13 protein-coding genes are annotated in these 13,756 nt (G+C 70.1%); 10 read left to right on the top strand and 3 right to left on the bottom strand.

All coding sequences use genetic code 11. The features are described 5' to 3' along the window. Positions 1-360, bottom strand: a complete 360-nt coding sequence (locus E5671_RS05220) for an ArsR/SmtB family transcription factor (protein WP_160502663.1) — start codon at positions 358-360, stop codon at positions 1-3. 9 nt (positions 361-369) lie between these two features. Here E5671_RS05220 and E5671_RS05215 point away from each other — a divergent pair, with 9 nt between their 5' ends. The 10 genes from E5671_RS05215 to E5671_RS05170 all read left to right on the top strand — a co-directional run bounded on the left by E5671_RS05215 (position 370) and on the right by E5671_RS05170 (position 9,964). Continuing rightward, complete coding sequence (locus E5671_RS05215) at positions 370-1,518, top strand: cation diffusion facilitator family transporter (protein WP_160502662.1); 1,149 nt, start codon at positions 370-372, stop codon at positions 1,516-1,518. A gap of 702 nt (positions 1,519-2,220) precedes the next feature. After that, complete coding sequence (locus E5671_RS05210) at positions 2,221-2,643, top strand: hypothetical protein (RefSeq protein ID WP_160502661.1); 423 nt, start codon at positions 2,221-2,223, stop codon at positions 2,641-2,643. A gap of 88 nt (positions 2,644-2,731) precedes the next feature. Continuing rightward, positions 2,732-3,397: a DUF3105 domain-containing protein gene (locus E5671_RS05205; RefSeq protein WP_160502660.1), complete on the top strand. Its 666-nt coding sequence runs from the start codon at positions 2,732-2,734 to the stop codon at positions 3,395-3,397. 106 nt (positions 3,398-3,503) lie between these two features. After that, a complete protein-coding gene (locus tag E5671_RS05200) occupies positions 3,504-4,247 on the top strand; it encodes a hypothetical protein (RefSeq protein ID WP_160502659.1) in 744 nt (247 codons plus the stop codon). Between the two features lie 302 nt (positions 4,248-4,549). Then, complete coding sequence (locus E5671_RS05195) at positions 4,550-5,524, top strand: PstS family phosphate ABC transporter substrate-binding protein (RefSeq protein ID WP_160502658.1); 975 nt, start codon at positions 4,550-4,552, stop codon at positions 5,522-5,524. Beyond that, positions 5,521-6,471: a phosphate ABC transporter permease subunit PstC gene (pstC, locus tag E5671_RS05190; RefSeq protein ID WP_160502657.1), complete on the top strand. Its 951-nt coding sequence runs from the start codon at positions 5,521-5,523 to the stop codon at positions 6,469-6,471. Before E5671_RS05195 ends, pstC begins: the two co-directional genes overlap by 4 nt. Continuing rightward, positions 6,468-7,373, top strand: coding sequence for a phosphate ABC transporter permease PstA (pstA, locus tag E5671_RS05185; RefSeq protein WP_160502656.1), 906 nt, complete (start codon positions 6,468-6,470; stop codon positions 7,371-7,373). Before pstC ends, pstA begins: the two co-directional genes overlap by 4 nt. 4 nt (positions 7,374-7,377) lie before the next feature. Continuing rightward, positions 7,378-8,295, top strand: coding sequence for a phosphate ABC transporter ATP-binding protein PstB (gene pstB, locus E5671_RS05180; protein ID WP_237330107.1), 918 nt, complete (start codon positions 7,378-7,380; stop codon positions 8,293-8,295). Positions 8,296-8,307: 12 nt separating this feature from the next. Continuing rightward, entirely contained in the window at positions 8,308-9,039 is a 732-nt protein-coding gene (locus E5671_RS05175; protein WP_160502655.1) for a response regulator transcription factor, read from the top strand. Positions 9,040-9,088: 49 nt separating this feature from the next. Beyond that, positions 9,089-9,964 (top strand): DNA-binding protein, encoded by an 876-nt coding sequence (locus E5671_RS05170; protein ID WP_336605669.1) that lies wholly within the window; start codon positions 9,089-9,091, stop codon positions 9,962-9,964. 310 nt (positions 9,965-10,274) lie between these two features. On the opposite strand, the gene E5671_RS05165 is transcribed toward E5671_RS05170, so the two are convergent. Then, positions 10,275-11,354, bottom strand: coding sequence for a phosphotransferase (locus tag E5671_RS05165; RefSeq protein WP_160502654.1), 1,080 nt, complete (start codon positions 11,352-11,354; stop codon positions 10,275-10,277). Positions 11,355-11,358: 4 nt separating this feature from the next. Then, on the bottom strand, positions 11,359-13,587 hold the full coding sequence (locus tag E5671_RS05160; RefSeq protein WP_160509993.1) for an FUSC family protein: 2,229 nt from the start codon (positions 13,585-13,587) through the stop codon (positions 11,359-11,361). Positions 13,588-13,756 lie beyond the last annotated feature (169 nt).

Genomic DNA, 13,756 nt, shown 5'->3' with positions numbered 1-13,756 from the left:
TCAGTCGTGGGTGTCCGCGCCGCTGAGGTGGTGGTCGGCGAGGTTCAGGACCTCGTCGACCACGCGCCGCAGGTGCCCGTCGGGCGGACCGTAGATCATCCGTCGCCCTTCCTTGCGTACGGAGACGAGTCCGGCGAGGCGCAGTTTGGCGAGGTGCTGGCTGACCGCCGGGCGAGCCGCGCCGCACGCGGCGGTCAGAGTCATGACATCGGCCTCGCCCTTGCCGAGGGTGTGGAGCAGGGTGAGGCGGGTGCGGTCGGCGAGGAGGCCGAGTACTTCGGCCGCGTGGGCGAAGTGTTCGGTGCCCGGATCTTGCGGGTGCGCATCGTGCGCAGGTGATAGGTGCATGCGTGCGCTCATACGCACATAATGGGTGCGGGCACCTCGCGGTGTCCACTCTCCGTCCCGCGTCGGAAGGCCGTACTTGTGAGTGAGCAGCAGCACGGACACCCGCACCTTTCGCACGAGCACCACGACCATGACCACGCCCACGACCACCACGATGACCACGACCACAGCCATGGTCGCGGGCATACCCGGTGGCGGCACAAGGCGGGGCACGTGCTGAAGCCGCACTCGCACGAGGCTGCCGACAAGGTCGACCCGGCGCTGGAATCGTCCGCGCGCGGCATGCGAGCCCTGTGGATCTCACTGGCTGTTCTGGGCGTGACGGCCGTGGTCCAGGCGGTGATCGTCGTGCTCACCGGTTCGGTCGCGCTCCTCGGTGACACCGTGCACAACGCGGCGGACGCGCTGACCGCGATCCCCCTCGGCATCGCCTTCGTCCTGGGCCGCCGGGCCGCCACCCGCCGCTTCACCTATGGCTATGGCCGTGCCGAGGATCTCGCGGGCATCGTCATCCTCCTGACGATCGCCGCGTCGGCGGCGTTCGCGGCCTGGGCGGCGGTCGACCGGCTGCTCAACCCCCGCACCCTGGAGCACCTTTGGGTGGTGGCCGCCGCTGCCGTCATCGGCTTCATCGGCAACGAATGGGTCGCCCGCTACCGCATCCGCGTCGGCCGCGAGATCGGCTCGGCCGCCCTTGTGGCCGATGGTCTGCATGCCCGGACGGACGGATTCACCTCGCTCGCCGTCCTGTTGAGCGCGGGCGGCGCCGCGCTGGGCTGGCGGCTCGCCGACCCGATCGTGGGCCTGCTCATCACCGCGGCGATCCTGCTGGTCCTGCGGGACGCGGCGCGCGAGGTCTTCCGCCGGGTGATGGACGCCGTCGACCCGGCCCTCGTCGACGCGGCGGAGGAGGCGCTCCTGACGGTTCCCGGTGTACGGGGCGTCGGCGAGCTGCGCCTTCGATGGATCGGGCACCGGCTGCGCGCGGAGGTGGCGGTCGTGGTGGACGGGGAGCTGTCCGTGTGGGAGGCGCACGAGGTCGCGGTGGACGCGGAGCACGCCCTGCTGCACGCGGTGCCGAAGCTGACCGCGGCCCTGGTCCACGCCGACCCGGCGGCGACGCCCGGGACTCCGGACCCGCACAGGGTGCTTGCACACCATGGGGTGTGAGTCGGGTGTCTGGTGCGTGGAGTGAGCTGGGGCGCTGGTGTGCGCTGACCTGGTGATCGTGCCTGGAGTTCCGGACGGCCAACGGTGCTTGCGCATGGCGGGGTGTGGGTCGGGTGCGTGGCGTGTGGGGCTGGCCGGGGTGCTGGTGCTCGCGTGACTTGGCGGGCGCGCCGGTGGCCCTGGCCGGGTCTTGCGCGGGGTGCCGGTGCACGTTGACTTGGGCGCCCTGTGCGCAGGCCAGTGCCTGGTCCTTGCCCAGCGTGAGATGTGAGCGGATGGTCCGTGTGCGGGGCGGTCTGGGGATTGTGCGTGCGGGAGGCTTGCGAGGTTGCGGTCCCATCGCATGCCGTGCTGAAGCTGGCCGGTGGGCTGTTGCTGCCGACTCGGCGGCGGTCCGGTGCTCCGGTGGTCGTGCCTGGGGCCCCGCGCGTGGTGCTTGCGCATCGCGGGGCGTGAGTTTGGTGCGTGGCTTGTGGTGTTGGGAGCGGTCTTGTTGTGCACCTGCCCCGGTGCTCGCAGGCTTGCGAGGTTGCGGTCCCGTCGCATGCCGTGCTGAAGCTGGCCGGTTGGCTGGTGCGGCCGACTCGGCGGCGGGCCTTCCCCGGGCCGGTCGCGGCGTAGTTGAGGTGCCCCGCGCGCAGGGCCCAGGCGTTACCGCCCTGCGCCCCGGCACTGATCCGGCAGCGGCTACTATCTGCGGCCATGGCGTCTGGTCTGCGGGGCACGGTGTGCGGAGAGCGGCGGGCCGCCGCGCGCTGTGCCGTGTCGGGGGTCGGCCTGGCCATCCTGTTGGCCGTCCTGTGCGTGTGCTTCGGCTCCGCGGCACATCACGACGAGCCAGGCGCCCGCGACGTGCTCTCCTTCTCCGCCGCGCCCACCGCCGGAGCCGGCGACTCAGCCCTCGCCGAAGAAGCCTCCCTCGGCCACAGCTGCCCGCCCGGCGACCGCTGCGCCTCCGCCACGCATGCCGCGGCGGTGGCACTCCCGGCCGCCGAACCGGCGGTGCCGACCACACTGGGGGAGGCGGGACTGCCCGCGCCCCCCACCGCCGTACATCCCGTGCCGCGGACGCCCGTTCACCGTCACGCCCCGGATCTCCACGTCCTTCAGGTGCAGAGGACCTAGGCCGCCGCCCCGCGTTGCCGCCGATCACCTCACACACCATCACCACCGCCGCGCCCCGGGCACGGCGGGGACAAGGACATCCCCGGACATGGGCACATCCAAGACAGGCAAGAAGGCCGCGACCTCCGCCGCACGCAAGGCCCGCATACAGGAGCTGCGCCGCGCCGAGCAGGCGCGCGAACGCCGCAACCGCGTCATCGCCATCACCGCCGGCGTGGCCGTACTGGCCGGGCTCGCCGGATTCGGCTCGTACGTCCTGCTCGACGCGTCGGAGGAGAAGGAGAAGGAAGAAGCCGTCGCGCAGGCCCCCGTCAAGGGGGAGAAGACGTGGGACGCGAAGAAGCTCGGACGCAATCACGTCACGAAGAAGGTCGACTACCCGATGACCCCGGCAGCGGGCGGCGATCACAGCCAGGCGTGGGCCAACTGCCAGGGCGATGTGTACGACAAGCCGCTGGGTGAGGAGAACGCCGTCCACTCGCTGGAGCACGGCGCCGTCTGGATCACGTACAACGACAAGGCGGCGGCCGGCGACATCAAGGCGCTGAGCCAGAAGGTCAGCACGACGCCCTACACGCTGATGAGCCCGGTCAAGGAGCAGAGGGGTGCCCTCACGCTCACCGCGTGGGGCCGCCAGCTCACCGTGGACAAGGCATCAGATCCGCGGGTGGAGAAGTTTCTGGGCAAGTACGTCCAGGGGGAGCAGACTCCCGAGCCCGGCGCGGCCTGCACGGGCGGGGTCGGACCGGCCTGAGGCAGATCGCTCGCGCGGGAGCGGCCGGGCGGCGATTGCGATTCGCTGCCCGCCCGGCCGCTCTCGCCGGGTGCCATCGCGGAGCGGTACGCCTAGTCTCTGTGGTGTGCTGAGCATCGTTGATGATCTGGCCGGGTTCGGACCGCTGCGGATGTGCGCCCACGCGCCGTCGGCCGACGACCCGGACGCCTTGACCGGTCTGCGTGTGCTCCTCGTCGCGGACGTGCTGGCCCGCGTCGTCGAGCTGCGCGGCCGGACCGTCCTCATCGGGTGGACCTGCCCGCCGGTGGCGTCGGCCGACGCCACCGGTATCCGTCCGGCCGACGCCCATGGCACCGTCGACGAGATCACCGAAGCTCTCGGCGGCCCGCCGGCCGTTCACTTCACCAGCCGTACGTACGAAGGCGCGGGTGGCCTGTCGCTCCATGTCGGCGAAGCGACCACGGCCACCACGGCAGGCGCGAATCGAGACGCGGATCAGGACAAGGAACGAGACGCGCTCGCCCTGCGGCTGCTCCTCCTTGGCCATCCGCACCACGAACCCGTCGACGTCTCCGCCCCGGCCCTCGACGCCGCCGGTGAGAAGCTGGCCAACTGGCGTAAAGCCGTGGCCGCTTGGGCCGATGAGCCGTCCAAGGCGATGCCCGCGGGCTTCGTGGAACGGGCCCGCACCTCCCTGGAGAACGGTCTCGACACCCCGGCCGTGCTACGGCTCCTCGGTGATCTGGAGTCGGCCGTCGACGTACCGGGCGGCGCCAAGTTCGAGACGTTCGCCCATCTCGACCGCGTACTCGGTCTTGAAGTCGTCCGCGATGTGGGCCGTTCACATTCCACCGAGGTGTATCGGTGAGCCTGCCTCGGTGAGCCTGCCGATGACGACCCATCAAGCATCACGGCGACCCATCAAGCATCACATCGATACCGCTCAACACCCCCTCCAATCACGGGAGTTCAATGCGTGCGGCCGACATTCATATAGTGATGATCGTCTATATAGACGCTCAGCTATGCTTCGGCGTCGCGCTACCTCTCGTACACCGCGAGTTCATATAACCGAAGTTCGATCCAAGGTGTCTGAAGGGAGCTCCGCTCCACGCGGACCTCCTCGGCGGCCGGCCCAACTCACCGGCCCGACACCAGGGATCGTGAGACATGAACGCGACCAGTGGTTCAGGAAAATTCGCCGGGGGAGCGGCATTGGTGTGCGCCGCGGCCTTCTCGTTGAGTGCCTGCGGGGGCGGCGACGCGGGTGGCGGTTCCGGTGACGGCGAGCAGCTCTCGGGCACGGTCAAGGTGGACGGCTCCAGCACGGTCGCCCCGCTGACCACGGCGGCGGCTGAGATCTTCGCCGAGGAGCAGCCCAAGGTCCGGGTCACGGTCGGTACTTCGGGCACCGGCGGCGGCTTCGAGAAGTTCTGCAATGGCGAGACCGACATCTCCGACGCCTCCCGTCCCATCAAGGGCGAGGAGAAGGCCGCCTGCGAGAAGAGGAGCATCACCTACGAGGACTTCAAGGTCGCCAACGACGCGCTGACGGTGGTCGTGAACAAGGACGCCGACTGGGTGGACTGCCTGACCGTCGAGCAGTTGAAGAAGATCTGGGAACCCAAGTCCAAGGTGAACAACTGGAACCAGATCGACCCGAAATTCCCCGACCAGGCGCTGAAGCTGTTCGGCGCGGGCACCGACTCCGGCACCTTCGACTACTTCACCGAGGCGGTCAACGGCGAGGAGGGCGCCTCGCGCACCGACTACTCGCCGACCGAGGACGACAACGTCACCGTGCAGGGCGTCGCGGGCTCCAAGGGCGGCCTCGGCTACTTCGGCTACTCCTACTTCGAGGAGAACACCGGCAAGCTCAAGGCTCTGAAGGTCGACGGGGGCAAGGGCTGTGTGGCGCCCGGCGTCGAGACCGCGCAGAGCGGCGAGTACGCGCCGTTGTCCCGGCCGCTGTTCATCTACCCCAACGCCAAGTCCCTCGACAGGGAAGAGGTGTTGTCCTTCGTCGAGTACTACGTCGAGAACAACAAATCCATCGCCGAGGACGCCAAGTTCATCCCGCTCAACCAGAAGCAGGAGGAGCAGCTCAAGAGCGACCTCGACAAGCTGAAGGCGTCAGCGAAGTGAGTTCGCCGCCTCGTCCGCCCTCCGCGGCACCCCCAGGGAGGCAGTCCCTGCGCAGGACCCGTCCGTGCTACGGCGAACGGGTCATCCAGGCACTGCTGTTGCTCGCCGCCCTGGTGTCCGTCGCCACGACCGCCGGGATCGTGGTCTCGCTGATCCCGCCCACCGCCGAGTTCTTCGGCCGGGTGGACGTCGGTGCGTTCCTGGGCGGCACCGAGTGGACCGCGCTGTTCACCAAGCCCGAGTACGGTGTCCTGCCGCTGCTCGGCGCCACCCTCCTCATCACCGTCATCGCGCTTCTCGTCGCCATTCCCGTCGGTCTCGGCGCGGCCATCTACCTCAGCGAGTACGCCAGTCCGCGCGTGCGCCAAGTGCTCAAGCCCGCCCTCGAGGTGCTCGCCGGAGTACCGACCGTCGTCTACGGGTTCTTCGCCCTCAGCTTCGTCACCCCGCTCCTTCAGGACCACTGGCCGTTCGGCGAAGGCCCCGATTTCAACAACGCCCTGTCCGCCGGGATCGTCATGGGCGTCATGATCATCCCGACCATCGCGTCACTCTCGGAGGACGCCATGGCCGCCGTGCCCGGCGCCCTGCGCGACGGTGCTTACGCGCTCGGCTCCGGCAAGCGCATCGTGTCCGTACGCGTCGTGGTGCCCGCGGCCCTCTCGGGCATCGTCGCCGCCTGCGTACTCGGCATCTCCCGCGCCATCGGCGAGACGATGATCGTCGCGATCGCGTCCGGCAACCGCGCCACGCTCAGCTTCAACCCGCTGGACGCGATGCAGACCATGACCGGGTTCATCGCCCAGGCGGGGTCGGGCGACATCCCCGTCCAGTCCTTCGAGTACAAGACCATCTTCGCCGTCGGCGCCCTGCTTTTCGTCATCACCTTCGTGATGAACATGCTCAGCATCCGCCTGGTGCGCAAGTACCGGGAGGTGTACGAATGACCGACATCCGCGTCACCGAACCACCCGCGCGCGCGGCACCCCGCAAGCTGGCGGGACCGCGCTTCCGGCCCGGCGAAACCGCCTTCCGCACCCTGCTGTTGTGCTGCCTGGCCGTGGGGATCATCTTCCTCGGCGTACTGCTCACCTACGTCCTCGTCGAGGCCTGGCCACGCCTGGACTCCCGGCTGTGGAACAACTTCCCCTCCATCCGCCGGCCCGAGCGCGCGGGCGCCCAGTCCGCGATCTTCGGCACGATCTGGGTGGTCGCCTTCACCGCGCTCTTCTGCCTGCCGACCGGCGTCATGGCGGCCATCTACCTGGAGGAGTACGCCGATCCGAACCGCTGGTACAACCGGCTGATCGAGCTGAACATCCAGAACCTGGCCGCCGTGCCCTCCATCATCTACGGCATCCTGGGCCTCGGCCTGCTTGCCCGCCAACTCTCCCTTGGTACAACGGTATTGACGGCCGCACTCACGCTGTCCCTGCTCGTCATGCCGGTCGTCATCATCGCGTCACGGGAGGCGATCCGGGCCGTGCCCCAGTCGATTCGGCAAGCGTCCCTGGCCCTGGGCGCGACCCAGTGGCAGACCATCCGCCGTCAGGTGCTCCCCGCGGCCGTGCCCGGCATCGCGACGGGGTCGATCCTCGCCCTGTCCCGTGCCATCGGCGAGGCCGCGCCGCTGCTGCTCCTCGGTGCGGTCACCTACGTGGCCTTCAACCCCGAGGGCCTGGAGAGCGCGTACACCGTCCTGCCCATCCAGATCTTCGGCTGGATCAGCCAGTCCCGCGAGGAGTTCCACCACCTGGCCGCCGCCGCGATCGTCATCCTGCTCGCCATCCTCCTCCTCATGAACGCGGCCGCGATCTGGCTGCGCAACCGCTTCAGCAAGCGCTGGTGACCCGATGAACCAAGACCCCGCACCCGTCCCCGCCACGCATCGGCAAGAGCCGGTGCCCGACCTCACCAAGCGGGAAGCGCCCGAGGGCCGCTCCCTGGCCCTCGCGATCGGCGACCGCCGCCACGGCAGGCCGACGCCCTCCCTCGGCGACCCGGTCTTCCACATCTCCGACCTGGATGTCTGGTACGCCGACCACCAGGCGGTCCGCGATGTCACGCTGACCATCGGCCGCCGCCAGATCACCGCGATGATCGGCCCGTCCGGCTGCGGCAAGTCCACCGTCATCCGCTGCCTGAACCGGTTGAACGACCTCATCCCCGGCGCCCGCGTGACCGGCAAGGTCGTCTACCACGGGGAGAATCTGTACGACGCCGACGTCGACCCCATCGAGGTCCGCCGACGCATCGGCATGGTCTTCCAGAAGCCCAACCCCTTCCCCAAGTCGATCTACGACAACATCGCCTACGGCCCGCGCGTGAACGGCATGAAGGGCGACCTCGACGACCTCGTGGAGGAGGCGCTGACCGGCGCCGCGCTCTGGGACGAGGTCAAGGACAAGCTCAAGGCCAGCGCCCTCGCGCTGTCCGGCGGGCAGCAGCAGCGGCTGTGCATCGCGCGGGCGATCGCCGTGCGGCCCGAGGTGATCCTGATGGACGAACCCTGCTCGGCACTCGACCCGATCGCCACCGCGCGCATCGAGGACCTGATGGCGGGCCTCGCGTCCGAGTTCACCATCGTCATCGTCACGCACAACATGCAACAGGCGGCGCGGATCTCCGACTACACCGCCTTCTTCACCGCCGACGTGGACGACAAGGGCGTACGCCACGGGCGCCTCGTCGAGTACGACACCACCGAGAAGATCTTCGAGAACCCGGCCGACCCACGCACCGAGGACTACATCACCGGCCGCTTCGGATAAGGAGGTGGCCCGATGCCGCAGCCCGGAGCGCGACGGCTTCCCAGCCATCTCCCCACCGCACCCGCGCTGCTGCTCGCCGAGGCCGACGAGGCGGTCGCCGCGGACGTGGCCGCCGGGCTCACCGCCGAAGGCATCAAGGTCACGGAGTGCCGTGACGGCGCCGAAGTCCTGCTGCGCGCGGGCCTCGACCGGCCGTCCATGGTGCTCCTGGGTGCCCCGCTGCCCGTTGTCGACGCGGCCGCGGTCACTGAACTCCTCGGCCGCCTCTGCCCGTTGACGGTCGTCGTGGGGGCCGGCCCGCAGGTCGCCGACGAGGCGGTGGCCGCCCTGAACGCCGGAGCGGTCGCCGTCGTAGCGCGCCCCTACCGCCTCGCCGAGATCCTGCCGCTGTTCCGGCGGGCGCCCGCGTCGGGCGGGGCGCCGGGGGAGCGGCTCACCGTGGGCGACATCGAACTCGACCCGGCCGGCATGCACGTCCACGTACGCGGCAGGCTGCTGCATCTGCCGCTGCGGGAGTTCCAGGTCCTGAGCTATCTGATGCAGCACGCCCATCAGGTCGTGGGCCGCCAGCAGATCCTGCGCGAACTGTGGGGCGGCGAGCTCACCGACACCAACACGCTGACCGTCCACATCAAGCGACTGCGCGAGAAGATCGGTTCCGTGCCGGGCAGTCGCTGCACCATCGACACGATCCGGGGGCTCGGCTACCGCCTGGAGTGCCCGGGCCGCGGCCCGGCGCCCTGACGATCAGCGTGCTTCACGTCGGCGTCGACGGATACCGGATCATGGCAGGGTGATCCCCCTGGCCCTGCGCACCATCGACCGCCTCGTGACCCTCGACGCCACGTCCGGGGCCACCTCCGCGATGCCCGCCGTGCGCGAGGCCATGCGGCGCATTCCGGAGCTGTCCGCCCCGCCCGGGAGTCTTCGTACGCAGAAAGGTGACACGCTCGCCGCCCTCGCCGAACTGTGCGAAGTCATCGGCTGGATCCTCTTCGACGCCGGCTTCTACCGCGAGGCCCACCGGATGAACGCACGGGCGCTGGCCCTGGCGGAGCTCTGCGGCGACCGCTGGACGGCCCGCTTCGTCCTGCTGAACGACAGCATGCTCAAGGCCCACACGGGAGCCCCGCGCACCGCCCTGGAGACCGCGGCCCGCGTGAACGGGGCGCGAGCGCTTCCCGCCAGGGTCAGCAGCCTCGTCCTGATCCGTCAGGCGCACGCGATCGCCATGCTCGGCGGCCACCGTGAGCCCATGGACCTGATGGCCCGCGCCCAGAGCCTGTTCCTGGACGGCATCTCGCGCCACGATCCGCCCTGGGCCTGGTGGATCGACCGGACCGAGCTCCTCGGCCACCGGGGCTGGGTCCTTGCGCGGCTGCGCCGATGGGACCAGGCCATCCCCCTCCTGCACGAGGCGGCCACCGCGCCCGGCCCCTCCTACCGGAACCTCTTCACCGCGCAGCTCCTCTCGGCCCTGGCACGAGCCGGAGCATGGAGAGACGCGGAGGACCTCATCGCCGAACTCGCGCCCGGCGCAGCCCGCATCGGGTCCGTACGTACGACCCAGACACTCGGACGGACGGCTTCGCGACTGCTCGGGAGGCCGGACATCCCCGCGCCCCTGCGGGAGGCGGCAGCGTTCCTGCTGGAGTCCCTGCCGGCGTGATCTGGGCGGCTTTCGGACCTCTGACGGTCGCACGGTGCGCTGGGGCGGGTGCCCGAAGCGGAAGGCGCTTCCTCGCCGACCGCTCTCGCTGCTCGGCGTGGATGAGGACGACATCGCCGCGGCCTTCGCCCTCACCGAACTCGCCACGGACCGGCTGATCGCAGACTGGAAGGCGGCGCACCCCAACCGCCCCCTGAACTGGCCCGGCTACGGTCGAGCACCCGAAGAGATCATGCGCCTGTTCCTCTCCGACCTGACCGCCACCTACTCGACTGAACCGCCGCCGACGGACCGTCATGCGGCGGCTCACTCAGCCGCGGAGCGCCGCATACGTCCGCTCGGCGATGTCGACGACGTTGTCCGGCTCGAACTGGCCGGCGAACCGCCGCAGGCTCAACTCACGGTCATCGCCTCCGTGCGGTGCGCCGAGCAGGAGCTCGTCGCAGTACTCGGCGATGTCCTGAACGATGCGCTCGCACCGGTAGTACGCGAGCGTCCGCGCGTCGATCTCCACCGTGCCGTAACCCCGGTAGAAGGCTGCGGACTCGGCCGGCTCGTTCCAGACCCCGCCCACTCCGCCGCCGACGAACATCAGGTCGCGCTCCCGCGGCGCCAGCACGGGATCGTCCCAGTCGACCACCACCAGCGAGCCGTCGTCGGCGGCCATGACATTGCCGGCGTGCAGGTCGCCGTGGCACAGGACCAGCTCCTGGTCCCTTCCGCGCAGCACCGCCGCCAGCTGCTCGGCGCGCTCGACGATGGTGGACAGTTGCTGCCGGCGAGCCTTGAGGATGGCGGCCAACTCCCGTGCCGGGGCGTCGGACAGACGCTCTGGTACGTCAGGCAGACGCTCTGCCGCGTCAGGGGCGAGATAGTGGCGCACCTTGTCGCGCCACTCCGATCCGTACGTCTCCACCCGGATCGACGAGCGCAGCGCCGTCGGCGGACGGAGTTCGTGCAGGGCGCGCACGGAGGTCCCCAGCTCACTCCATTGGTCCGGTGTCAGGCGCACTTCGAAGCCGCTGCGGCCTTCGACGAAGGGGTAGAGGGAAGCGACGTAGCCGTCGAGGGCCGTGCAGAGACGGCCGTCGCGGTCGGGCAGCGGCGCGATGACGCGGGCGGCCCCGGACCTGGTTCCGACACCGACCCCGACACCGGCTCCGGGTTCGGCTCCGGCGAGGTAGCTCTGCAGCCAGGTCGTCCTGTCGCCGCCCGTCGCCCCGCGCCGCAGTTTCAGGAAGTACGCGTCGCCGTCCGTGGCGAGGCGGAAGGTGGCGGCGTCGGCGTCCGCGCCGAGCGCCAGACGGCCGACGCAGACGATATGCAGGCCGTAGGCGTCCCGGACGTGCCGGATGATGTCCGCGCTGTCGACGCCGGGCTTCCCGATCATTGGTTCATCCTGGCATGCGTCCCCAACGCCGAGCCGTAGCAGGGGCCTTGCTCGCCGGGCGTCCGCGGCCCGCGACCGGCACATCGAGAGGCCGCGCGAGACCCACCACCCCCTCGTCCAGACGTTGCAGATGGCGCAGCACGCGGTAGGTGACGGTGCCCGAGCGCGGGGCTCCGGACCCCTCGGCCTCCAGCATCGAGGCGATGCTCGCGCCCGACTCGACCTCGCCCGTGGCCTTGTCGTCGTCCACGTATCCGGCGATGACCTCGATGTTGTGGGCGATGCGCAGACCGGCCCGCTCAAGGCGCGGATCGGCCGCGACGTTCTTGCTGAACGGCACGAGCTCGGCCGTGGCCGCCAGGGAACGGGCGTGGTAGGCGCAGGTCTCCAGGAGCGCCACCAGATAGCGGGCGGTCCTTCGGCGGCCGCGCAGCGGGGTGATCGGGTGCGTCAACGGCTGGATGGACGCACGCAGATCGTCGAGCGCGGTGTCCAAGTCCCGCGCCTTGTCCAGGAGATCGGCCGCGGGGCCGCCGCTGAGCTGCTCGACCGAAGCGGAGATGACGTCGGCGAGCCGGGTCAGGACCGTGTTCAGGAGCTCGTCGGTGCGGCGGTCGGTGTGCACCGGAAGCACCAGGACCGCCGCGATGATGCCGCAGGCGGCCCCGAGCGCCGTCTCCTCGATGCGCAGCCAGAGCACGGCGAGGCTGTAGGTGTTCAGGAGCGTGTAGAGCAGGCCCAGCATCGCCGTGACGAAGAAGGACATGAGCGCGTACGACAGGGGAGCGGTGAAGAACATCGCGAAGATGAAGAGCAGGACCAGCGCGAACGCGACCCACGTGTGGTTGCCGACCAGGCCCGCGAGCGCCACACCGGCCACCACCCCGAGCACCGTGCCCAGGAGCCGTCGGTAGCCTTTGACCAGGATCTCGCCCGTGGACGCGGTGTTGAGGAACACCACCCAGCAGGTGAGCACCGCCCAGTACCAGCGCTGGGTGGAGAGGAACTCGCCGCCGATGATGGCCAGGGTCGAGCCCACCGAGACCTGGAACGCGGCCCTGGTGGTGGGGCGCCGAAGGCCCGTGCGGTCGTCCTCATCGGGTTCGGCGGTCTCCTCGGCACCGGCGATCGCGATGTCCTCGGCGTCGAACTCCTCGCGGGAGCGGGTCGTCGCCGGTGAGTCGTCGGACTCGTCCTGGGGACCGTCGAGGGCGATCCGCAGGCCGAGGACGGCTCGGGCCGCCTCACCGATGCCGCGGAACACGTCCTGGACGGCCATCGAAGCCCGCGGGAGATTGTCCTCGTCGCGGTAGCCGAGCAGCCGGTTGCGTACGTGGGCGAGGCCCGTGCCCCGGTCGTCGGCGACCGGGCGGCCGACCAGCAGGTGCAGGGCGTTCAGGTCCCGGCGCAGGGTGACGGTCGCGTCGTCCTCGGCGCGGATGCGTGTCCCGGTCGCCGGTACGGGCGCGTGCGGCAGGTGCAGGGTGAGGGTGTCCGCGCGTTCGGCGCTGCGCGCGTTCAGGAGGAGTACCCCGAGGCGTTCGGCAGCGATCTCCGCGTCCGCCACGCGGCGTTGGACCAGCGTCGCCGTGGCCGCGTCGGGGGTGCCCTCCTCAAGGCGGCCCTGGATCATCAGAGCAGTCTCGTGCAGCCGGGACGTGCCGCGCCGCAGCTCGGCGAGGACCTTCTCCAACTGCTCGGGCGCCGCGTCAAGGAGCTCGATCTGCGTGGCCACCAGCTGCGCGAGACGCGCTCGGAAGGCGACGCGCAGCCGCCCCAGATCACGCCCCGGAGTCTCCGGCACGACTGCGAACCGCACGACAGCGCTGCACACGGAGGCGATGGCCAGCGCCAGATAGAGGTGCGGCAGGGCGGACGTGGTGGCGCCCACGAACAGCGAGACGAAGTAGACCTGAAAGCCGATCAGACCGAGGGCCGTCCCCCGGTCGCCGAATCTGCGGCTGTAGACGGCTCCGAAGATCAGCGCGATGAAGAAGATGTCCCCCGCGATGACCTGGTCGTGCAGCAGCGCGCCCAGGGAGATCGCGGTGAGCGCGATGGGCAGGCCGAGCGCGAGCGTGACCGCCTGGCCGCGCACCTCCTTCTCCTTGATGGCGAAGGTGGACACCATCGCGGTCATGGCACCCGCGACCATGTGCGTGACGTCGGTGCCGAGCAGCGCGAGGACGACGAGCGTGAGCGCGATCGCGCCGACCGTCCGCAGCCCCGCCATCAGTCGCAGGAGCCCGGGGTCCGATGCCACGAAGCGGTCCCATGTGCCGGTCCTGGTCCGCCGTCTCACTGCGCTCACACCCTCATCGCCGCTGTTCAGGCCGGATTCTGTCACGGCAGGGTGCAACCGGGGCTTGAGGGTTCACAGCGTGATACGCCCGAGGCTGCGA

The organism is Streptomyces sp. BA2, assembly GCF_009769735.1.
Taxonomy (GTDB): Bacteria; Actinomycetota; Actinomycetes; order Streptomycetales; family Streptomycetaceae; genus Streptomyces.
This window is presented reverse-complemented; position numbering and strand designations above follow the sequence as displayed.

Excerpts from the sequence above, each read along its gene's own strand:
- E5671_RS05220 (WP_160502663.1), bottom strand. The coding sequence starts at position 360 with ATGAGCGCACGCATGCACCTATCACCTGCGCACGATGCGCACCCGCAA.
- E5671_RS05215 (WP_160502662.1), top strand. The coding sequence starts at position 370 with ATGGGTGCGGGCACCTCGCGGTGTCCACTCTCCGTCCCGCGTCGGAAG.
- E5671_RS05210 (WP_160502661.1), top strand. The coding sequence starts at position 2,221 with ATGGCGTCTGGTCTGCGGGGCACGGTGTGCGGAGAGCGGCGGGCCGCC.
- E5671_RS05205 (WP_160502660.1), top strand. The coding sequence starts at position 2,732 with ATGGGCACATCCAAGACAGGCAAGAAGGCCGCGACCTCCGCCGCACGC.
- E5671_RS05195 (WP_160502658.1), top strand. The coding sequence starts at position 4,550 with ATGAACGCGACCAGTGGTTCAGGAAAATTCGCCGGGGGAGCGGCATTG.
- pstA (WP_160502656.1), top strand. The coding sequence starts at position 6,468 with ATGACCGACATCCGCGTCACCGAACCACCCGCGCGCGCGGCACCCCGC.
- pstB (WP_237330107.1), top strand. The coding sequence starts at position 7,378 with ATGAACCAAGACCCCGCACCCGTCCCCGCCACGCATCGGCAAGAGCCG.
- E5671_RS05175 (WP_160502655.1), top strand. The coding sequence starts at position 8,308 with ATGCCGCAGCCCGGAGCGCGACGGCTTCCCAGCCATCTCCCCACCGCA.
- E5671_RS05165 (WP_160502654.1), bottom strand. The coding sequence starts at position 11,354 with ATGATCGGGAAGCCCGGCGTCGACAGCGCGGACATCATCCGGCACGTC.
- E5671_RS05160 (WP_160509993.1), bottom strand. The coding sequence starts at position 13,587 with ATGGCGGGGCTGCGGACGGTCGGCGCGATCGCGCTCACGCTCGTCGTC.